This window comes from Paenibacillus sp. V4I3, assembly GCF_030817215.1.
In the GTDB taxonomy this organism is placed as follows: Bacteria; Bacillota; Bacilli; order Paenibacillales; family NBRC-103111; genus Paenibacillus_E.
On sequence record NZ_JAUSZA010000001.1, the window covers coordinates 790502 to 809924 of the forward strand.

The window sequence follows — 19423 nt, forward strand, 5'->3', positions numbered from 1 at the left end:
CTCAGCACGCTCGATTAATAAGCAATGCCAAGTGGGTAACAGCTAGTTCATAGCCTACCCAACCTCAAGAAGTTCCATCCAATTTCATCCTCACAAAGTGAGATTTACCGTTCCTAGATCGTGCATTTACTCTTTAGTCTCTTTGTTCTGTTTATTTTCCTTCTTCGCTTTTGCTCGCGCTCTAATTTTATCAGCATAGCCAGGCTTGTTGGATTGTCTCTCACGGGCAATCGCTAAATCGCCATCATCTACGGAATGCGTAATTGTAGAGCCTGCAACAACATAAGCGCCCTTGCCAATTTTCACAGGAGCAATCAAATTCACATTACTTCCCACAAAGGCATCATCGCCAATTTCCGTTAAACTCTTATTGAATCCATCATAGTTCACGGTAATGGCGCCGCAGCCGATGTTTACATTCGTACCAACAACCGCATCCCCTACATAGCTTAAGTGAGAAACTTTCGACCCCTCACCCAGCGTGGCGTTCTTAATCTCAACAAAGTCGCCAATTTTCACTTGCTTCCCAATATTAGCGCCAGGTCTTAAATAAGCAAACGGCCCCACACTAGCCTCATTATCCACATAGGCATCCTGAAGGACGGATTGTTTAATCGTAACCTCATCCCTAACAGTCGAGTCAATAATTTCCGTTTGCGGTCCAATTATACATTGTTCCCCAATAACAGTGCGCCCCCGCAAAATAGTACCCGGCAGCAGTACGGTATCCATGCCGATAGTTACATCTTTTTCAATATACGTATTAGATGGATCTACAATCGTAACCCCGTTCAGCATGTGCTCACGGTTAATACGCGCTTTGAACAATCGCTCGGCCTCAGCAAGTGCCACACGATCGTTCACACCGATCGACTCTGCGCTGTCCTCCATGCAGTAGCCTTGAACAACTTCTCCTCCGCCTGTCAAAATCCCAATGACATCAGTCAAATAGTATTCATTTTGCGTATTATTGTTCGTAACCGACGCTAAGGCTTTGAATAGTTTCTGATTATCGAAAATATAAGTGCCTGTGTTGATCTCCTGAACAGCTGCTTCCTCACTGCTGCAGTCCTTCTGCTCAACAATCCTTGCTACTCGGCCGTTTTCCCCGCGAATAATACGACCATAACCATGCGGCTCATCGAGTTTGGCTGTCAGAATTGTCGCAGACGCTCCAGAAAGCTCATGCAGCTCAATGGTGCTCATCAAGGTGGCTTCCGAAATCAACGGTGTATCGCCGCAAATGACAACAGTCATCCCTTCCTCTTCGCCTAGAGCATCCTTCGCTTGAAGAACAGCATGACCTGTTCCTAACTGCTGTTCCTGTAAAGCGTACTCCACTCGATCTCCCAGATGTCCCTTCACGGCTTCCGCCCCGAAACCAACGATGACGAGTGTCTTTGTTACTTCTATATGCTGCAGCGTGTCCACAACGTGTTCCACCATTGGCTTACCTACAACCGGATGAAGCACCTTGTACAGCTTCGATTTCATGCGTTTTCCTTGTCCTGCGGCCAGTACGATCCCCATGAGTTTCAACTAACATCCAACCCCTTTAATATAAATAGTTACAGACTACTATATGTATAATCGATGAGTTCTCCACCAAATATAGCATCAATACCACCCAAAAGAAAAGAGAGCCCAAGGGCTCTCTCAATAATCTGAATTATGCGCCTTCTTCTATTACCTCTTCTTCTACAGCCGCGCGATCGTATTCAGCTAGTACGGCCGCTTGAATTTTCTCGCGTGTTGTGGAAGAAATCGGATGAGCGATATCACGGAATTCACCATCCGGTGTTCGTTTGCTTGGCATAGCCACGAACATCCCATTATTACCGTCGATGACACGTATGTCGTGAACGACGAACTCGTTATCAATGGTAATGGAAGCAATCGCCTTCATCCTCCCCTCGGAGTTGACCCGGCGGAGTCTTACATCTGTAATTTGCACTTGTGTTCACCACCTTTTTCCATCTCTGAGACTTGGGTGTAATATTCCACATCGTCGTGCAAATTCCTTCTTCTTTTTTTGAAATTTTCGATAATTTTATACAATCTTAATGTTACTGTTAAATTTCGACAGAAATCACAGCAATTAACTCAATTTCGACAAAAACATCACGGGGTAATCTGGCCACTTCGACAGTGGATCTAGCCGGTTTATGGTCTCCGAAGTACGATCCATAAATTTCATTCAGCTCTGCAAACTGATTCATATCCTTCAAAAAAACCGTTGCTTTCACAACTTGATCAAATGATGAACCTGCTGCTTCAAGCACACCCTTCAAATTCGCGAACACTTGATGGGCTTGTTCCTTAATTCCACCCTGTACAATCTGACCATCTAAGCCAAGTGGAATTTGTCCAGAAGTAAAGAGAAGGTTACCTAGCTTTACCGCTTGCGAGTAAGGTCCGATAGCAGCAGGTGCTGCTGTTGTTGAAATAAGCTCCATCGTTTTACGAATCTCCTTTTTTATTATCAAAATAGTTGCCTGGCTCTACAGTGATTTGTTTCGTCTTGGAATCTACGCCGTATAACCGTGCAAGCGATACGTAGTGATCGACTAAATGCTCTTCAACCTCACAAGACTCCATAAATACACCAACCCCTTGAACCGAGGCTTTGAATTCCGCTAACAAATCCATCATACCGTGAATCGTACCGCCAACATGCATGAAATCATCAATGATAAGCACCTTCGATTCTTCTTTCAAAGCACGTCTCGCGAGTGACATCGTCTGGATTCGTTTGTTGGAACCTGAAACATAGTTGATGCTAACCGCTGATCCTTCCGTTACTCGACTGTCCCTGCGGACAATCACAACGGGCAGATTCATATAAGTTGCCGTCGCATAAGCGAGTGGAATGCCTTTCGTTTCTACCGTCATAATCACATCAATATCACGGCCAGCGAAAGCGGATGCAAACGTCTTGCCAATTTCATTCAAATATTGGGGCTGCCCCATAATATCTGACATATACAAATAACCGCCTGGAAGAATCCGTTCTGGCTGCTGCAGTTGTAAACAAAGGTTCTGTATAAATATCAATGATACTTCCTTAGGCACCTTTGGTGAAAATTTCACACCTCCAGCAGCACCCGCAAGCGTATTCAGCTCACCAAGTCCCTCTTCTTCAAATACTTCCTTGATGATCGCTAAATCTTCACTAATGGAGGATTTAGCAGAGTTGTAACGCTCGGCAAAAGTCGTTAAAGGGATTAACGAATGGGGGCGAAATAACAAATATTGCGTCATTTCCACCAGCCTAGCGCTCCTTTTCAACTTTTTCATCGCACTACCCCCAAAAATCCGAATATTATAATGAAAATATACCATTTTTATACGTATTTATTCAAGCTTCTCATGAAAATTATATTAACATCAACTTAACATCAATCTAACACAGTTTATGAAAGTGGTGAGCCTTAGTCAAACCCCTATTCAATGAAAAAGAGCCCTTCGCGGGCCCTGCAACCGTCCTACTTCATCTACGTCAACATCCGCACTGCGTAAACATCCTTACAAAATCCACGCAGCCCGTTATAAATCCGGGGCACCTTCGCTTCCTTGGATACGAGACCGAATACCGTCGGCCCGCTTCCTGACATCAACACACCATCTGCACCAAGCCTCTGCATGCATTCTTTGAGATGTCTCACCTCGGGATAAAGGTCCAACGTCACTTCCTCAAGCACATTGCCGAGGCTTCCGCAAAGCTGATCGAATCGCTTCTCCCGAATCGCGTTTAGCACACCTTCAGTCGAAGGATGATGCTTAATCTCGCGCGCATTCAACTTCCCATAAATCTCCGATGTGGACACATTAATGGGCGGCTTCGCTAGTACGACCCAACACTGAGGCGGCGAAACGATCGGTTCCAGCTTCTCTCCACGTCCTCTAGCGACAGCCGTCCCTCCCGTTACACAGAAAGGTACATCCGAGCCAAGCTCCGCTCCAAGCACCTGCAGGTCTTCCATAGGGATGTTTAAGTTCCAAAGCCGATTTAAACCTCTAAGCGTCGCTGCCGCATCGCTGCTGCCCCCCGCTAGACCCGCTGCAACGGGGATCTGCTTGTCCAAATGGATGTATACGCCCTGTTTGACGTCGTATCGATCCTTAATAAGGCGTGCCGCCTGAAAGGCTAAGTTCTTTTCATCCAGCGGAATATACCCCGCCTGACTGGATATGATGATGGTGTCACGCGAGAGCTCCTGCATTTCGATCCGATCTGCTAGATCTACCATCGTCATGACCATCTCAACTTCATGGTAACCGTCTGATCTTTTATGTAAAACATCAAGGGATAAATTGATTTTAGCCGGTGCTTTTTCAAAAATCTTCATCAGATCACCTTCTTTTGCTCGTTTGCCGTTAAAATATTATAACAAAAGCGCAAAAAAAAAGCTAAAGCATTCGCTTTAGCTGTTGTAGGGACGCTGTTCCGCTTGCTTTGTCTGCTGCGATCCAGCAATTATTTGATTTAAAACCGCCGCATTAGGCTGTATTGGATTAGAAGATCTATAGGTATTTACATTGGTCGTATTCGGCATGTAGGCAGCAGGTGTATAGGAAGATTGCGTTTGCTGCGTTCGGCTGTATACGTTCTGATTAAAGCTCGATTGAGGCTGCGAATAGGTTTGTTGGGAAGATACAGATTGATAGGTGGACTGATTATAATTCGACGGAGTGTAGCTAGATGGATTGGAAGTAGGTTGACTGTAGTTAGTTTGATTGAGGTTAGGCTGACTGTACGTTGATTGCGTCGTTGAATGCATCTGATTGATTGTAGAAGCCCCAGGGTTATACTGTTTCACCAGCTGTTCCTGGGCAATTTGGATCGCCCGCTTCACCATGTTCCCTGCATCCTTCGTTCGAATACCCTCCCAGCCCTCACGCTGCACCACATCATAAAACCCTAGATCTTTGGCTAATTCATATTTAAAGCTTTCAGACATGATCCCTCTTCTGCGACTCATATTTGGAACCTCCTTAGAGTTTTGCTATAGTATGCCCAACCCGATAAGGTCCATTCAAATGCAAAAACAGACCCTCTGGGTCTGCTCATATAGGAATGCATTAAGCTAATGTTGGATGTAGGTGATACGAACCTGACCATCGTCATTACACACGGTAACTTCAACGGATTCGGTAAGGATATCGGCGTAGCTGTACGACACTCGTTTAAAGGCGTGGGATTCTTGATCTAATTTCACAATAAACACAGAAGGGTAGGTTTCTTCTAAAACACCAGAACGCTCGACAGTCTTACGACGGCCACCATTCGCTCTTAACATGATCTTCTGCCCAACGTGGGGCTCCAAACTGCGTTTGATCTCCAACAGCGCATTTTTTGCCATTGTCAACTACCACCTCTTTCCTAGTTAATTATAACCCATTCAGACAGGCATGTCAAACGCGGTCAAATATTATATCAGCACCACATTCCTGTTGTCAACGGCATTTTTGCTGAATTTTCGAAATCCCTCTCTTACAGGTTGTCTCCAAAGTTCGCAAATTATTCACACTTTTCCACTAAAAAAAGAACACTTACCCAGTCAGCCTCCTCCAAGGAGTCAAATGACAGGTAAGTGTTGCTACTGCATACCATATGTTTTGTCGGATCATGTTGTTTTTACATGTACCATAAGAATATTTAAACATGATCTTCCGATTGTTGAATCCCCGGAACCCCCATGCGATAGCTCCCTCTCGTCTCTACCCCACCCAACCCATCCAAACCTGTCACTGTCAAGTCAACGATATCAAGCATCGATATGGTATCCTTCACGGAAGTATACGACAGTTTAGCCGCGATACAAAGCGGATCTAAGGCGTGAATGAGGATACGAGCAGGAGAACTCGCAAAATTAGCACCAGCCCTAAGCAAGGCCTCAAAATGAGACTGACAAGCACCAGCCACGATAATCATGGAGTCCCGGTTTCGCTCATACTGCCTAGCGATCTGAACAGCATTTACGAAGTTTTGTGAATTCTTATAGCTGGCAAGGTTGCTTGGACCTCCACCTTTACGTTGTTTAAGTATTCCGTCATGACCGGTAACGACAACAATGTCCGGCTTAATTTGTGGAAGCAGCCTGTGAAGAGCATCCGCCATTTGTGCTTCAGGAATATAAAATCCCTCGGCAGGCACACGCAATTCCCCATAAATCTGCATACTTTTACGTAAGTAAGTAGGATCGCCATCTAAGTGCAGCACTTTGCCAGGCACTTCGAAGTAGGTTTTATTGGTATTTTGTTTATGGTTTATAGAGAGTTGGTTCTTCTCCTGCAGCTGCACCTGGGATACTGCCAGACGCCGGAGCGACTCCCGAAATTCGGGTGAGCTCGATCGCGGATGATCCATGACATCTGTCGGATTTGAAATGGTCAAATCAACTAACGGCGCATCTGCGAGCAGCCTATAATCTACACCACGCAGAATAGCCTTCAGCTGCTCTATGCGCTCAATCTTAAACATGACGTCGCCGCCATAGGATTTACGGGTAACAAAGTCTCCTTGCCTCATCGCACAAATCCCCTCCTAGGGGTATCCTATGGCGAAACTAGGCATTTGGTGCGGGTTATTTGCAGCCGTACGCGCGAAGAGCCGAAGACAAGCGCGCGAACTCTTCCATACTGAGCGTTTCGCCGCGACGCGAAGGCTCTATGTTAATGCCGAGCAGCAGCGCTTCCAGCTCAGGCTTGTTTTCTTTCGTGAAGAACCGTGCAGCTAGGTTATTGTAAAGGGTTTTGCGCCGCTGGACGAAGGACGCTTGGACGACGGCGAAGAAGAAGTCCACGTCCGCCACCTCAACCGGCGGAGTTTTGCGCACACGCAGCCGGATCACGGCGGAGTCGACGTTCGGCTGCGGCACGAAGACGGTGCGCGGCACGATCGTGACAAGCTCCGGCTCGCAGTGGAACTGCACGGCAATGCTGAGGCTGCCGTAATCTTTGGTGCCCGGGCGAGCCGCCATGCGGTCGGCCACTTCTTTTTGAATCATCACGACGATATTCTCCAAGGGAAGCTTCTCTTCGAGAAGCTTCATGATGATCGGCGTCGTGATGTAGTAGGGCAGGTTGGCGACGACACTGACGCCGTTCATGCCCTCGAAGTGCTGCCGGAACAATTCCGGCAGGTCGGTCTTCAAGATGTCCCCATGGACAACGGTAGCATGGGGATAGGGCTCTAGCGTCTCGTCCAGGATGGGCAGCAGACGCTGATCGATCTCGACGGCCAAGACGCGGCCAGCGAGCTTGGCCAGCTGCTGCGTGAGCGCCCCGATGCCGGGGCCGATCTCAAGCACAGCCTTGTTCGGTCCGAGCTCAGCGGCCATGACAATCTTGCTTAGGATATTTTGGTCAATCAGAAAGTTTTGACCCAAGCTCTTTTTGAGCACCAGACCATTTCTTTTAATAATTTGTTTCGTTTTACTTGGTGTAGCCACGTCATCTGCTGTTACAATCACTTCATTGTTGGGTACATTCATGATATAGACCTCATTATCTATAGGTTCTGGATTTCACATTCTTCATTTTCATTCAAATGCTCATTAAAACTCTGCACCAAATCTCATTCAATTATTTTCTAAGTGGCATCTTTCTGAAGACCGGTATGCATAGTCACGTAAGCTCGTGAGAGCTTCCTGTATGAGTACATACTTTCAGTTGGATAATGTTGCAGGAAATGCAACAATTGCTGCTCAAATCCCGTCTCTACTACTAGAATGTTGCATATTGTACAACTCTTGGGACTAAATACAGACTTTTCTCCACAAATGGGTCAAAAATGTTGTACGAATTACAACTTCAACTTGCAAAATAGCCATTTGGAATAGGATTTGTTGTAGAAACTACAACAACGGCAACATCCATTTTAATTATCAGCTTCCAAATACTCCAAAGCAGCCTCAAATTCCTCACGCGAGATCTGAAACATCGCACAACGCTTATAAAACTGCTTGCCATTGCAATAACCAATTCCTAACGCTTTACCCACGATCAGCCGGCGAGACGCCGCCTCAGCATGAACAATCAACCCTGCGGCCATGAGATCCTCCATGGTCAGCTGTGAGACAGCACCATCATATTCTGTCCGAAGACTCTGAAGAGCTTGACGGATCGTCTCAGGCGTCGCATTCTCAACGCCGATATCACCCTTGTACTCGGCCTGCTCCTGCGTAATGAAAGCATGCTTGCAGCCAGGCACCCTGGCTGCTACAATCTTCCGAATCCGTTCACCTGCGTGATCCGGATCCGTGAATATAATAACGCCTCTGCGCTGCTGTGCAAGTGCAATACGCTTTAGTACGGCTTGTCCGATCGCAGAGCCGCCTGTTTCAATCGTATCCGCCTCTACCGCTCGGCGAATAGCAGCTGTATCGTCTTTGCCTTCGACGACAATCACTTCTTTTATCATAAGCGGTTCCCTTCCCGGTACCAAGGATAAACGACTCCGTCGTCCTTCAGAGACGAGCGCGTTTGTCAAGGTTGATGCGGAGCTAAAGTATAGAACTTATACATTCTTATTCAACGCAGAAAAAGAAGAGGGGTCCCCTCTTCTTTCGCCCAGGTTGTTACCTGGCAACGTATATATGACATTCTTCCCGCTGAAACAGACGTTTACACGTTAATTTTCAGACGGCTTTTTTGGTCCTACCACATACACGGTGTACCCTTGTTTCGTTCCGAATTTATTGGCATAACCATGATCTTCAAAGTAGACATCAATCATTTGACCTTTCACACCGCTGCCAATATCTTCGGCACGGCGGAAGCCAATGCCCTCAATGTAAACCCACCATCCGAGCGGGATTACTTTGGGATCAACCGCTATTGTCCTGCCTTCTGACACGGTAGTCCCTGTATAGGTTTTACCAAAGCCAGGAGATCCTTCGGATTTACCTGTAGATGCCACGTCCGCCGAATAAGCAGTCAACTTCACATTCTTCAGGATTTGTTTATACCCAAACGTTACACCATTCTTCGAAACCTCATCCACACTAGGCGATGAAGACGAGAGAACAACAACAGGATTTTTCGTGCCCACAGACACGACTTTATTAATACTTTCCGTTTGTACTTCTTCACCCACAACTGCTTCCGCGACTAAAACACCATCTTCGAAAGTCTTTTCTTTCTTCTTCAAGAGTACGCCCTCTTTACCTTCTTGGACGACTTGCTCTTTGCCTTTGAGCAGCGATGCGTCGCTCTTCTTTTCCGTATCGAACGCAATCGGCTCAGTTACTTCCTCCGTCTCTTTTTTCACACGGACGATTTTGATTTCATCGCCCGAGCTCAGAGCGGCTGTCGGTTCGGGAGTTAATCGATCGTTCTCCCCAAGTGCAATATGTAAACGTTGCAATGCACTTTCTACCGTTCTTGCAGTTGTGTAAACAGTGGTGGTCTTTCCATCAGCAGTCAATTGAATCGGTGAGGCATGTTCGATGACAATTTTGTCTCCACCCTTGATTGTTGTCGTTGGCGCAGCAGAAATTTCATCGTGTTCACCAATCTTTATGGCTTGTTCATCCAGTAGGCGTTGCAGGACCCATTGCTTCGTATGCACAACGGTTTCTTGTCCATTCACAACCACGGATACGCTCTTGGTAGCCGTACCGTACAACAACACCAAAAACATGAAAGTCATTGCGATTGAAATTATGGCTAAGCTTAAAATCAAACGCAAGTTTTCATGCTTCCATCGCAATGCGAAGGACATGCTGGATGATCGTTTTACATGGGTCTCGCTAATAGAGATACTGCCCACTTCTTCGGTCCTCCTTCAAAGCCTCGCCGCCAGGTTACAGCATGATTAGATTTGACGCGACTAAGGTTTTTTAGTTTAACTTAACGCGTTCGCCATCAGCAGTACGGTGCTAAACCGCTGCCTTCTGGTCGTCCCACACCAGTTTGCCTATTCAACATTCATATGAATTCCGGGCAATTTTTAGTCGTCCGAAATGTGTATAGCCCTTTATGAAGACAAAAAGCCAGCAAGAAGAGGACTCTTCTCGCTGGCTTAGTTTGTATAGTAAAATACACAAATAGCACGCACGACAATCGTTACCTCTCTTACGCTTACGAGGTTAGCTGACGGATTCGGACGTGAGAGTCGCCCTACTAAGAGCATACGAAGTATACTCAAAGATTCACCCCTGTTACTCACTCTGTTCACTCAAGAAGCATGCTTCTTCAGCTTACAGTGGTTCCCCCGTTCCCATAAATGGAACTCAGCGAATGGAAAAATGGCAAATTGGTTATTAAGTTATTATGAAAAGTATATTACGCTGTTAATCTTAACCTGTAAAGGGATTAACACCTACTAAAAAAGGCTAAATCGACTAAAATTCGCTTAAATGAACAGTTAAATAGCTCTATTTCTACTTATATCTCACTTTCACGTACGTATACTAACTATTTTCAACTTTTCGCCCCTAAACTAGGCTTAAATTACAAATTTGTTTATAATGATCGTATAGGAAAGCAATTCATAAATACCAATAATTTGCTAATCAGGGAGGCAATGAGATGGGCTCCATTCTACAAGTTGACTCTTTATACGGGGGGTATTTACCAAATAAACCCGTTCTTCATGACCTAACCTTTTCTATCCGTCAAGGTGAAATGATGGGTCTGATCGGACTTAATGGTGCGGGTAAAAGTACGACGATCAAAAACATTCTCGGCCTTCTTCAACCGCAAAAAGGATCGATTCGAATCAACGGACTAACTTTAGGTGAGAATCCTTTGTCTTATCGAGCAACCTACGCTTATGTACCCGAAAGTCCTGAGCTCTACGAAGAGCTTACGATCCGCGAACACCTTGAGCTAACCGCTATGGCCTACGGCTTGTCGAAGGACGACTATTTGGCTCGATCCAGCTCCCTTTTGGAGCAATTTCAAATGAAGGACAAGCTTAACAGCTTCGCCAATCATTTATCCAAAGGAATGAAACAAAAAGTCATGATTATGAACGCATTTCTGATCGAACCCTCGTTATATATTATCGATGAACCCTTTCTCGGTCTCGACCCTTTAGCGATCCGTTCCTTACTAGAATTAATGGTCAAAATGAAACATAAAGGAGCATCATTCCTCATCTCATCGCATATTTTGTCTACAATTGAAAAATATTGCGATAACTACGTCGTCCTTCATCGAGGTCGTATGGTTGCTCAGGGTGATTTAGTCGAATTACGCGGGCAAACCGAACTCCCGGGAGCGTCACTAGACGACATTTTCTATAAGCTTGTACAAGGGGATTCGTTATGAGAAATATGGACATCAACACCCGTACCTTATGGCAGCAAAGATTCGAACATTATATGAAGGAATCCATAGGCTATTGGCAATACGCAGCGCGTAGTAATTTCATCGGTCTCGTGTTGTTTCTTGTCATCATTTCTTCCTATTATTATGCAAAAATACTACAGCGTCTTCCGACAGATTATCCCTATCTGTGGATCGTGCTTTTGCTGCTCGTTCCGCTTCTATCTTCAAGCCCCATTCGTACATTGGTAAGGAAAGCAGACCGCATGTTTTTGTTACCGATCGAACATCAAATGGGCGCTTATTTCCGAAGTGGATTCATGTACAGTTTGACACTGCAAGCTTTTTGGACATTTATCGCCTGGGTTATTTTATGGCCGCTTTATCATCACTGTCTTGGCGCTTCAGAGCAGCATTTCTTACTGATGCTCGCACTACTTCTTCTATTAAAGATAGCTAATTTATTAGCTAGTTGGCAGGAAAGTCGTTTTACTCATGAGCGTACCAGATTAGCTTCGGGTAGCTTTCGCTGGATTGCAACAACCGCTCTCATTTCACTGCAATTTCTCACCAGCATTTTATGGGCAAGCGGCACTGCTCTGCTACTCATTTTCGTATGGTTAGCAGCCGCTCATTTCGTATCTAAATACGTCATCGGTTGGGACTACTTGATTTCCAAGGAGAATCAACAGCAAGCTCGGCTTTATGCCTTTTTCAGCTGGTTCGTCGATGTGCCTCAGATGGGAACGAGAATAGCCCGCCGAAGTTGGATCAGCGGGCTAACACGGTTCATACCTTTTAGACAAGATGCTGCCTATTTGTACCTATATATGAAGACATTGTTGCGTACAGAGCTGTTCGCGATCGTACTGCGTCTCACCTTATTAGGGATACTAGCTATAGTCGTTTCAAGCAGCGGTACTGCAAGGAGCTTAATCTTTATGATTTCCCTTCTGATTTCCCTTGTTCAGTTATCGTCTCTCGAACGCGCTCATCGCTATACGTTCTGGCTGGAGATGTACCCGCTCAATCAGAATTCGAAAGCCGGTTCATTGGCTTTTATCATTTGGTCAGTCTTGCTGCTAGAGCTATGTATCCTGACGATTCCTTTTATGATTCGCTCTTCACCAATCTATCTACTCGTTCCACTCATCAGTCTTATCTTTATTTCTTTCAGCTGCGGTATTGTGCTTCGCCGCAAGTTTGAGAAAAACGCTTTACTTGAGACCTAACAATCGAATGGCATTGTTTGTTGTTATTTCCGCAATTTCTTCCAAAGTCATACCCCGAATTTCCGCGGCTGTCTCAGCTACCAAGCGAACATAGCCGGTTTCATTGCGCTTGCCGCGGAAAGGATGCGGGGTCAAATAGGGAGCATCGGTCTCAATTAATAAACGATCTAACGGAACTTGCGCCAGCACTTCCTTCGGTTGCCTAGCGTTCTTAAACGTAACTGGACCTCCAAAAGAAATATGAAAATTCATATCCAGACACTGCTTCGCCGTCTCCCAGCTTCCTGAGAAGCAGTGCATGATTCCCCCCACTTCCTCGGCCTTTTCTTCTTTTAAAATGTGCAAAATATCATGATGGGCATCTCGATTATGTATGACAATGGGCATCCCCAATTTACGCGCTAGACGAATTTGCTCCCGAAATACCCGCTGCTGTACATCCTTCGGCGACTTATCCCAATAGTAATCTAGTCCAATTTCTCCGATAGCGACAACTTTCTCATGCTTGCACAACTCTTCAATCCATTCTAAATCGCCAGGCATCATATCAATCGCATCAACAGGATGCCAACCTACCGTAGAATAGATGAAATCATACCTCTCAGCGAGGGCGATTGAACTAGGTATGGTCTCCCGGTTGAAGCCTACATTCACGATTCTTGTCACTCCGGCATCCAATGCCCGCTGAATCACTTCATCTTGATCTTCGTTAAATTGTTCCGCATTTAAATGTGTGTGTGAATCCGTTAGCATCTTTATTCTCCCTTAAGTTGAAATATTCTGCTTTCTGCTGCACTTATTTTTCTAGCTAATCTTGCTCACCAAGCAGAGCCCATAATTCAGGATAATTGGTTGCGTTCAAACGTTCCAACAGTTCCTCCGGATAATAAACATGATGTTTGCCCATTTGGAATCCGCTGATGGACTGAACAATCTCAGATCGATGCGTAATTTCCGTTAAAGTCTCCTTATGATCCAGCAGAAAAATAGGCAAATTATCATCCGTTTCCCCCGGTCTATACACGTCATAGGATTGATTTGACGGAAAATCAATTTCCATATAATAGGTAGGATCGAATCCGACCTCAGCCATTACTTTTTCCATTAGCTTGATCACACGTTGATTAGACTCATCAAAGGTGCTGTATTTGTACAACTTACGATCCAAAAACCGTTTACACATATCACCTAATATAGGATCTTTCTCATTACTCCAGAAAGTTAGCATCGTCTGCATAACAGACTCATCCAATATTAAATAATCTTCGAGCGAAATATTATTCTGAATCAGATGCAAAATAGGCTCAACCATAAATCCAAATGTATAATTTTCTTCGTATAAATGTTTAGCACGCGCAAAAATTTTGTGCAGCAAAATTTCCGCACTACGTGTCACAGGATGGAAATAAACCTGCCAATACATTTGATAACGGGACATTAAATAATCTTCTACGGCATGCATGCCGCTTTCCTTGACAACAATATGCCCTTTATAGGGCCTAATAACACGAAGAATCCGCTCCAGATCGAATGTGCCGTAATTTACACCAGTGAAATAGGCGTCGCGCAGCAAATAGTCCATGCGGTCCGCATCCAACTGACTGGATACAAGGCTAACCACAATTTCTTCGCTATACGATTTACAAATAACACCCGCCACTTTTTTCGGAAAATCAGGTGACACTCGGCTGAGGACTTTGTTCACATCCGTATCTCCAAGGACAATTCTGCACGACCAGTCTTCATGTTTCGTTCCGAAAGCTTTTTCAATGGAATGCGAGAAGGGCCCGTGACCCAAATCATGGAGCAATGCCGCACATAGGCAGAGCAGACGTTCCTCTTGAGGCCAATCCTCATAGTGATTGCGTTCGAATTGTGAAATAATTTTTCGAGTGATTTCGTACACACCGAGTGAATGAGAGAATCTACTATGCTCAGCACCATGAAAGGTTAAATAAGAGGTGCCTAATTGCCTTATGCGGCGCAGTCTCTGGAACTCTCGCGTATTAATTAAATCCCAAATCGTATTGTCCTGCACGTAAATATATTTATGAACCGGATCTTTAAAAACCTTCTCTTCCTTCATCCATTCACAACCTCTCTTTAGCAAATTTAAATAATTTCGACAATACCCTTTGTTACTTCGACAATAAATGTCGTATTTTGTCGAAATACTTATTCCAATTTCTCTGTCATACTAGGCTAATCTTTATCTTCGTAATTTTTGAGCTTTTCAAGAAGGACACACGTAATATATTATTTACATTCCCTTATTCTACTTGGTTTTTCTCATATTTTAAACAAATAAAATATTTAAAATTTTTTTGAATTATAAGCTTAAATAGATGAAAATATGGTTGACTATTTTGGGAATCGTTGGTATCATTAGCCAATAAGATATGTCGAAACATGACGATATTGATAAATTTTTGATAAAATCGAAAGGGGTTTATATATATGATGAAATCTACGGGAATTGTAAGAAAAGTTGACGAATTGGGGCGCGTTGTTATTCCAATCGAGTTGCGCCGCACGTTAGGTATTGGTGAGAAAGACGCTTTGGAGATTTATGTAGACGGCGAGCGCATCATGTTGAAAAAATATGAGCCTGCTTGTATCTTCTGTGGTAATGCTGAAAACGTCTCTTACTTCAAAGGGAAAATTGTTTGTCATATTTGTTTAGCAGAAATGCCAACACCTGTGACAAAATAAGAAAAGTAGTATATAATAGAAGTAGCACTTATCCTATTGGTAATTCTAACCTTTTTCATATCTCCTTTAATCTCTAATTTGTTGGCTTCGGCCACGGATTAGAGATCTTTTTTTGTCCGAAGAAAGATTTAGCGGAGAGTGCGGCGGGAACGATGCACTTCCCGCGCGCCTTAGCGCTCGAGTAGTGCATTATATACATCGCGCTTAGAAAGCCCACGATCGCTCGCGACCAACTTCAGTGCATCCTTGCGATCGCTCCCGCTTTGCTCGTAGTGCTCAACATGCTCGCCCAGCGTCATCGCCTCCCACCAGCCATCGGCTGCTTCGCGGGCTGCCTTCTCCGATGCGCCTTCGGCGATTACACAGTACTCGCCCTGAGGCGGGTACTGCTCTAAGTGCGCGAGGCACTCAGCAATGGTGCCCCGCAGGAACTCCTCGTACCGCTTCGTCAGCTCGCGGGCGAGACACACCCGGCGCTCCGCCCCCCACACTTCCGCCATACGGGTAAGTGTTTTCTCTACGCGGTGCGGGGACTCATAGAACAGCAGCGTGTCCTGCACGTGCTGAAGCCCTTCAAGCACCTTCGTCTGATCCTTTTTCTCCCGGGGGAGAAACCCGACGAAGGCGAAACGCTCTGTCGGCAAGCCTGATGCAATCAGCGCCGACAGGGCCGCATTCGCGCCGGGGATGGGCACCACCGGCACGTTCTGCTCTACGGCCATCCTCACCAGGTCGTAACCTGGATCGGAGATGGCCGGCAGTCCCGCATCGCTGACCAGCGCGATGCTCTGCCCTTCAAGCAGCAAGCGGACAAGTTCGGGTCCGCTTGCTTGCTTGTTGTGTTCGTGATAGCTGACGAGTCGCGTAGCGACCTCGAAGTGCGTCAGCAGCTTGCGTGTTTGCCGCGTGTCTTCGGCGGCAATCATGCTCACTTCCTTCAGGGTGCGAATCGCACGGAAGGTCATATCTTCTAAGTTGCCTATCGGTGTGGCAACAAGGTACAGCGTCCCTACACCGCTTCCATCCTCGCGATAGCTCTTTTGCACATTCAAGCTCACTGTTATTTCCCTCTTCACTTTTTTATGATTATTCTTACGGAAACTCTAAGGTTATGCTTACGAACCTAGTTTCCTTACGAAAACTCTAAGGAGCTTCTGCCCCCGTAGTAAATTTCTTTCAGTTCTTTACAGTACTCTTGATTGTCATCATAAACAATAAGCGGCGGTAAGGTACGGATCTCTGGCTTTCCATCCTTCATACCCTCGATCAACACCATCATCGCTTCTTCCCCAGCACGTGCATGCACATAGCGAATGCGCTTCGGTTCAAGACGATACTGCCTCATTAAGCAGCAGATATCGATTAAACGCGTAGCCCGGTGGACCATGGCCACTTTGCCACCAGCCTTCACCAGCTTTGCGCTCGCTGCAATAACATCTTCCAAATTGCAATATATTTCATGACGAGCCGCAGCAAAATGCTCATTGGTGTTCTGTTCACCATTAGGTACTGGTAAATAAGGAGGATTCACCGTTACGGCATCAAATTGGCCATGACCCAGGGTTTCATGAATCGTTTTCAGATCCCCTTGGAGCATATGCAGCCGGTCTTCCAACCCATTAATCTCTGCATTGCGTACCGCCATATCCACGAGCCGTTCTTGAATTTCAACGCCCCAAATCTCAGCGCGTGTCCGCGTTGTTAAGAGCAAGGGGACGACCCCATTGCCTGTACACAAATCAATCATGCGCCCCTTGGGAGCCACACTACAGAACCGACCTAGCAGGACGGCATCTAATGAAAAACTGAACACTTCATCACTCTGAATAATTTTCAAATCATACGTCAATAAATCATCAATTCGTTCGGTAGGTCGTAACTGTACTTGCTTCATACGTATTCTCCGTCATTTCCTTTCTAGTCTGCTCATTATGGAAAAAAACCGTAAGGTATACACCCCTACGGTCAAAATCACTTATTTATTTAAAAAGGATAAGCAAAACAAACAATCTCCCTCGGTCCGAAGGTGTCCATAATACACATTGCAAATATGAAAACCTTCATTATACAAGCGAGTCAAATTATCATAACCTGCTCCAGGTAACGGAAGTGGTTCCTCCGCCTCTCCTACTGGCTGCTCGACAATTGTTTCCTCTTGTCGGATCAGTTTGCGGAGCTGCTGATTTTCTATGCTTAATCTCTTATTTTCTTCGATGAGGTTAATAATTTGTTTCTTTAAGGCACCCAACTCGGCATAAGTGGCACCCATACGCTCTTCGATCCCATCTATTTGTCCAAAAATATCTTGTTTATCCACGCTTTCACCTCTAGTGCCATGCATGCTTACTGGCCAGCGCCTCCTTGGATACTTTGCCGCTACTCTTGTTCAACTACATCATCGAAAGGTAAATCAAGTGCTTTACCAAGGTCAAACAATTGAACCTTTGCTGTACGTTCTTTGATATTCAGTCCAAGTACTTTACCATTCCCAAAAGAAGTGATTACATGTCTACCTACAGTTGGCAGTGAATCCTTCGCGCTCTCGTAGTTATCATGTTCATATTTCAAACAACACATTAACCGTCCGCATAATCCCGAAATCTTCGTTGGGTTAAGCGACAAGTTTTGGTCTTTCGCCATCTTGATGGATACGGGTTCAAAATCACCTAAGAACGAGGAACAGCATAGAATTCGCCCACACGGACCTATACCTCCAAGCATCTTCGCTTCATCCCGTACGCCAATTTGACGCAGTTCGATTCTGGTCCGGAAAATACTCGCCAAATCCTTCACGAGCTCTCGGAAATCAACGCGCCCTTCAGCCGTAAAATAAAAAATAATTTTATTGCGATCAAAGGTATACTCTACGTCTACGAGCTTCATCTTAAGACTATGGTCTTTAATTTTCTCGTGACACGTTTGGAACGCATCTTTGGCTGCTTTCTTATTTTCTTCAACCAAATCAGCATCCGAGTCATCCGCAAGGCGAATCACCTTTTTGAGAGGAAGAACAACGTCATTTTCTTTGACATTCTTTTTTCCAACAACAACTTTGCCGTATTCAACTCCGCGAGCGGTTTCAACAATAACGGCACTTTCTTTCTCAATTGGCAAATCAATCGGATCAAAATAATATATTTTACCCGCTTTCTTGAAGCGGACGCCAACTACCGAATACATCTTACACCCCCTGCATCTCCACGAGCATTTTCTCTATAACCAGCTGAGAATTGGCGTTGAAACGCAGTCGCTTTTGTAAATCTACGGCTTGCTCCATCATACGCACCCATACTGAGACATCCCGGCTGAACGCGAGGGAGCTCATCCAGTCCAGCTGATCATTATAAACAAGCTTATCTCTGCGCTCCAGGCGCAACTGCACCATATCTTTAAACCAGAGAATCAACAAGTCGAAAAGACTCGACATATGATCCGCTAGCTCCGTTTTCACTATCCGTTGCTGCACCGTAATCATGGAAGTAGGGAAACGTGTGAGCGTCTCCTTAGCTAATTGTAACACTACGGTTCTCATTTCTGCAAACCAATTCGCAGCGATTAAGTCCCTAGCTGCTTGCAATCCTGCCGTTAAATGTGCGGCGGGCTGTACTAGCGATGCGGGATGACCCTCTTGCAATAGCGTCAAGACCATTTGCTCACGCGGCATTGGCGTGAAATTAATCCACTGTGCCCTCGATTGAATCGTCGGCAGCAGGGCATTGCCATTCTCAGTAATGAGAATAGCGACCACACGTGAGGTCGGCTCTTCTAGAAACTTCAACAGGCTATTAGCAGCCTGTACCGTCATTTTATCCGCATGATACAGGATATATATTTTAGTTCCGGAGGCTGTAGCGCGGTAAGCAAACTCCTTTTGCAGCTCACGAATTTGCTCGATCTTAATCGAAGCTCCATCTGGCGTAACCATGTGTAGATCCGGATGATTACGATGCTCGACCTTGCGGCATTCCAAACATTCACCACATGCCTCATCGGTCCCGTGCTGGCAGTAGATAGCTTTAGCCAAAGCTATGGCCATCTCCGAGCGTCCAGTTCCTACTGGCCCACTAAAAATATAGGCGTGAGACAGCTTGTCTTGCCGAAGCCCGTTCTGCAGAAGCTGCTTTGCCGCTGCTTGCCCCGGTATGGCTTGAAAGGACATTAGAAATACGCTCCATCCCGAGGATAAACGGCTACACTGTCCT

Annotated in this window: 20 protein-coding genes, 1 pseudogene and 1 riboswitch; of the genes and pseudogenes, 3 read left to right on the top strand and 18 right to left on the bottom strand. The window is 45.4% G+C overall.

The features are described 5' to 3' along the window. Positions 1 to 126 precede the first annotated feature (126 nt). From glmU to QFZ77_RS03855, 11 genes and pseudogenes are all read right to left on the bottom strand, one after another. Positions 127 to 1539, bottom strand: a complete 1413-nt coding sequence (glmU, locus tag QFZ77_RS03805; protein ID WP_307436323.1) for a bifunctional UDP-N-acetylglucosamine diphosphorylase/glucosamine-1-phosphate N-acetyltransferase GlmU — start codon at positions 1537 to 1539, stop codon at positions 127 to 129. 130 nt (positions 1540 to 1669) lie between these two features. Then, a complete protein-coding gene (gene spoVG / locus QFZ77_RS03810; protein WP_028557369.1) occupies positions 1670 to 1954 on the bottom strand; it encodes a septation regulator SpoVG in 285 nt (94 codons plus the stop codon). Between the two features lie 118 nt (positions 1955 to 2072). After that, positions 2073 to 2456 (bottom strand): RidA family protein, encoded by a 384-nt coding sequence (locus tag QFZ77_RS03815; RefSeq protein WP_047683005.1) that lies wholly within the window; start codon positions 2454 to 2456, stop codon positions 2073 to 2075. Between the two features lie 4 nt (positions 2457 to 2460). Next, complete coding sequence (purR, locus tag QFZ77_RS03820; RefSeq protein WP_307436337.1) at positions 2461 to 3297, bottom strand: pur operon repressor; 837 nt, start codon at positions 3295 to 3297, stop codon at positions 2461 to 2463. Between the two features lie 197 nt (positions 3298 to 3494). After that, positions 3495 to 4349 carry a 4-(cytidine 5'-diphospho)-2-C-methyl-D-erythritol kinase gene (ispE, locus tag QFZ77_RS03825; RefSeq protein ID WP_307436340.1) on the bottom strand — a complete coding sequence of 285 codons (855 nt, stop codon included), beginning with the start codon at positions 4347 to 4349 and terminating at the stop codon, positions 3495 to 3497. Between the two features lie 462 nt (positions 4350 to 4811). Further along, positions 4812 to 4982: pseudogene (locus QFZ77_RS03830) on the bottom strand (small, acid-soluble spore protein, alpha/beta type); the annotation flags it as partial. Between the two features lie 105 nt (positions 4983 to 5087). Next, complete coding sequence (gene veg, locus QFZ77_RS03835) at positions 5088 to 5363, bottom strand: biofilm formation stimulator Veg (protein ID WP_028557365.1); 276 nt, start codon at positions 5361 to 5363, stop codon at positions 5088 to 5090. A 296-nt stretch (positions 5364 to 5659) separates the two neighbouring features. Then, positions 5660 to 6532, bottom strand: coding sequence for a sporulation peptidase YabG (yabG, locus tag QFZ77_RS03840; protein WP_307436343.1), 873 nt, complete (start codon positions 6530 to 6532; stop codon positions 5660 to 5662). Between the two features lie 55 nt (positions 6533 to 6587). Then, positions 6588 to 7496, bottom strand: coding sequence for a 16S rRNA (adenine(1518)-N(6)/adenine(1519)-N(6))-dimethyltransferase RsmA (gene rsmA, locus QFZ77_RS03845; protein ID WP_307436346.1), 909 nt, complete (start codon positions 7494 to 7496; stop codon positions 6588 to 6590). A gap of 386 nt (positions 7497 to 7882) precedes the next feature. Then, positions 7883 to 8425 (bottom strand): ribonuclease M5, encoded by a 543-nt coding sequence (rnmV, locus tag QFZ77_RS03850; RefSeq protein ID WP_307436349.1) that lies wholly within the window; start codon positions 8423 to 8425, stop codon positions 7883 to 7885. Between the two features lie 210 nt (positions 8426 to 8635). After that, positions 8636 to 9775, bottom strand: a complete 1140-nt coding sequence (locus QFZ77_RS03855; RefSeq protein ID WP_307436354.1) for a resuscitation-promoting factor — start codon at positions 9773 to 9775, stop codon at positions 8636 to 8638. 293 nt (positions 9776 to 10068) lie between these two features. Continuing rightward, positions 10069 to 10254: riboswitch (cyclic di-AMP (ydaO/yuaA leader) on the bottom strand. Between the two features lie 282 nt (positions 10255 to 10536). Here QFZ77_RS03855 and QFZ77_RS03860 point away from each other — a divergent pair. Both QFZ77_RS03860 and QFZ77_RS03865 read left to right on the top strand, forming a co-directional pair. After that, entirely contained in the window at positions 10537 to 11280 is a 744-nt protein-coding gene (locus QFZ77_RS03860; RefSeq protein ID WP_307436358.1) for an ABC transporter ATP-binding protein, read from the top strand. Next, a complete protein-coding gene (locus tag QFZ77_RS03865) occupies positions 11277 to 12509 on the top strand; it encodes an ABC transporter permease (RefSeq protein WP_307436361.1) in 1233 nt (410 codons plus the stop codon). The genes QFZ77_RS03860 and QFZ77_RS03865 overlap by 4 nt, the downstream gene beginning before the upstream one ends. On the opposite strand, the gene QFZ77_RS03870 is transcribed toward QFZ77_RS03865, so the two are convergent. Both QFZ77_RS03870 and QFZ77_RS03875 read right to left on the bottom strand, forming a co-directional pair. Then, positions 12495 to 13262 carry a TatD family hydrolase gene (locus QFZ77_RS03870; protein ID WP_307436364.1) on the bottom strand — a complete coding sequence of 256 codons (768 nt, stop codon included), beginning with the start codon at positions 13260 to 13262 and terminating at the stop codon, positions 12495 to 12497. The two genes, QFZ77_RS03865 and QFZ77_RS03870, sit on opposite strands and share 15 nt — an antisense overlap. Positions 13263 to 13317: 55 nt before the next feature. Further along, on the bottom strand, positions 13318 to 14595 hold the full coding sequence (locus tag QFZ77_RS03875; protein ID WP_307436367.1) for an HD domain-containing protein: 1278 nt from the start codon (positions 14593 to 14595) through the stop codon (positions 13318 to 13320). Between the two features lie 371 nt (positions 14596 to 14966). On the opposite strand from QFZ77_RS03875, the gene QFZ77_RS03880 reads away from it, so the two are divergent. Then, positions 14967 to 15221 (top strand): AbrB/MazE/SpoVT family DNA-binding domain-containing protein, encoded by a 255-nt coding sequence (locus QFZ77_RS03880; RefSeq protein WP_028557356.1) that lies wholly within the window; start codon positions 14967 to 14969, stop codon positions 15219 to 15221. Between the two features lie 170 nt (positions 15222 to 15391). On the opposite strand, the gene rsmI is transcribed toward QFZ77_RS03880, so the two are convergent. From rsmI to holB, 5 genes are all read right to left on the bottom strand, one after another. After that, the gene (gene rsmI, locus QFZ77_RS03885; protein ID WP_307436370.1) at positions 15392 to 16279 is read right to left on the bottom strand and encodes a 16S rRNA (cytidine(1402)-2'-O)-methyltransferase; all 888 of its coding nucleotides are present in this window, start codon (positions 16277 to 16279) and stop codon (positions 15392 to 15394) included. Positions 16280 to 16353: 74 nt separating this feature from the next. Continuing rightward, positions 16354 to 17115 (bottom strand): tRNA1(Val) (adenine(37)-N6)-methyltransferase, encoded by a 762-nt coding sequence (locus QFZ77_RS03890; RefSeq protein ID WP_307436373.1) that lies wholly within the window; start codon positions 17113 to 17115, stop codon positions 16354 to 16356. Between the two features lie 81 nt (positions 17116 to 17196). After that, entirely contained in the window at positions 17197 to 17538 is a 342-nt protein-coding gene (gene yabA, locus QFZ77_RS03895; RefSeq protein ID WP_029198494.1) for a DNA replication initiation control protein YabA, read from the bottom strand. 59 nt (positions 17539 to 17597) lie between these two features. Continuing rightward, positions 17598 to 18401 (bottom strand): PSP1 domain-containing protein, encoded by an 804-nt coding sequence (locus tag QFZ77_RS03900; protein ID WP_307436378.1) that lies wholly within the window; start codon positions 18399 to 18401, stop codon positions 17598 to 17600. Between the two features lies 1 nt (position 18402). Next, positions 18403 to 19380 (bottom strand): DNA polymerase III subunit delta', encoded by a 978-nt coding sequence (holB, locus tag QFZ77_RS03905; RefSeq protein WP_029198492.1) that lies wholly within the window; start codon positions 19378 to 19380, stop codon positions 18403 to 18405. Between the last annotated feature and the right edge of the window lie 43 nt (positions 19381 to 19423).

Bases quoted from the DNA above. Each gene is read 5' to 3' on its own strand.
- QFZ77_RS03870 (WP_307436364.1), bottom strand. From the start codon at position 13,262: ATGCTAACGGATTCACACACACATTTAAATGCGGAACAATTTAACGAA.
- purR (WP_307436337.1), bottom strand. From the start codon at position 3,297: ATGAAAAAGTTGAAAAGGAGCGCTAGGCTGGTGGAAATGACGCAATAT.
- rsmA (WP_307436346.1), bottom strand. From the start codon at position 7,496: ATGAATGTACCCAACAATGAAGTGATTGTAACAGCAGATGACGTGGCT.
- QFZ77_RS03900 (WP_307436378.1), bottom strand. From the start codon at position 18,401: ATGTATTCGGTAGTTGGCGTCCGCTTCAAGAAAGCGGGTAAAATATAT.
- rnmV (WP_307436349.1), bottom strand. From the start codon at position 8,425: ATGATAAAAGAAGTGATTGTCGTCGAAGGCAAAGACGATACAGCTGCT.
- QFZ77_RS03860 (WP_307436358.1), top strand. From the start codon at position 10,537: ATGGGCTCCATTCTACAAGTTGACTCTTTATACGGGGGGTATTTACCA.
- QFZ77_RS03815 (WP_047683005.1), bottom strand. From the start codon at position 2,456: ATGGAGCTTATTTCAACAACAGCAGCACCTGCTGCTATCGGACCTTAC.
- QFZ77_RS03880 (WP_028557356.1), top strand. From the start codon at position 14,967: ATGATGAAATCTACGGGAATTGTAAGAAAAGTTGACGAATTGGGGCGC.
- holB (WP_029198492.1), bottom strand. From the start codon at position 19,380: ATGTCCTTTCAAGCCATACCGGGGCAAGCAGCGGCAAAGCAGCTTCTG.
- QFZ77_RS03865 (WP_307436361.1), top strand. From the start codon at position 11,277: ATGAGAAATATGGACATCAACACCCGTACCTTATGGCAGCAAAGATTC.
- veg (WP_028557365.1), bottom strand. From the start codon at position 5,363: ATGGCAAAAAATGCGCTGTTGGAGATCAAACGCAGTTTGGAGCCCCAC.
- QFZ77_RS03890 (WP_307436373.1), bottom strand. From the start codon at position 17,115: ATGAAGCAAGTACAGTTACGACCTACCGAACGAATTGATGATTTATTG.
- ispE (WP_307436340.1), bottom strand. From the start codon at position 4,349: ATGAAGATTTTTGAAAAAGCACCGGCTAAAATCAATTTATCCCTTGAT.
- yabG (WP_307436343.1), bottom strand. From the start codon at position 6,532: ATGAGGCAAGGAGACTTTGTTACCCGTAAATCCTATGGCGGCGACGTC.
- QFZ77_RS03875 (WP_307436367.1), bottom strand. From the start codon at position 14,595: ATGAAGGAAGAGAAGGTTTTTAAAGATCCGGTTCATAAATATATTTAC.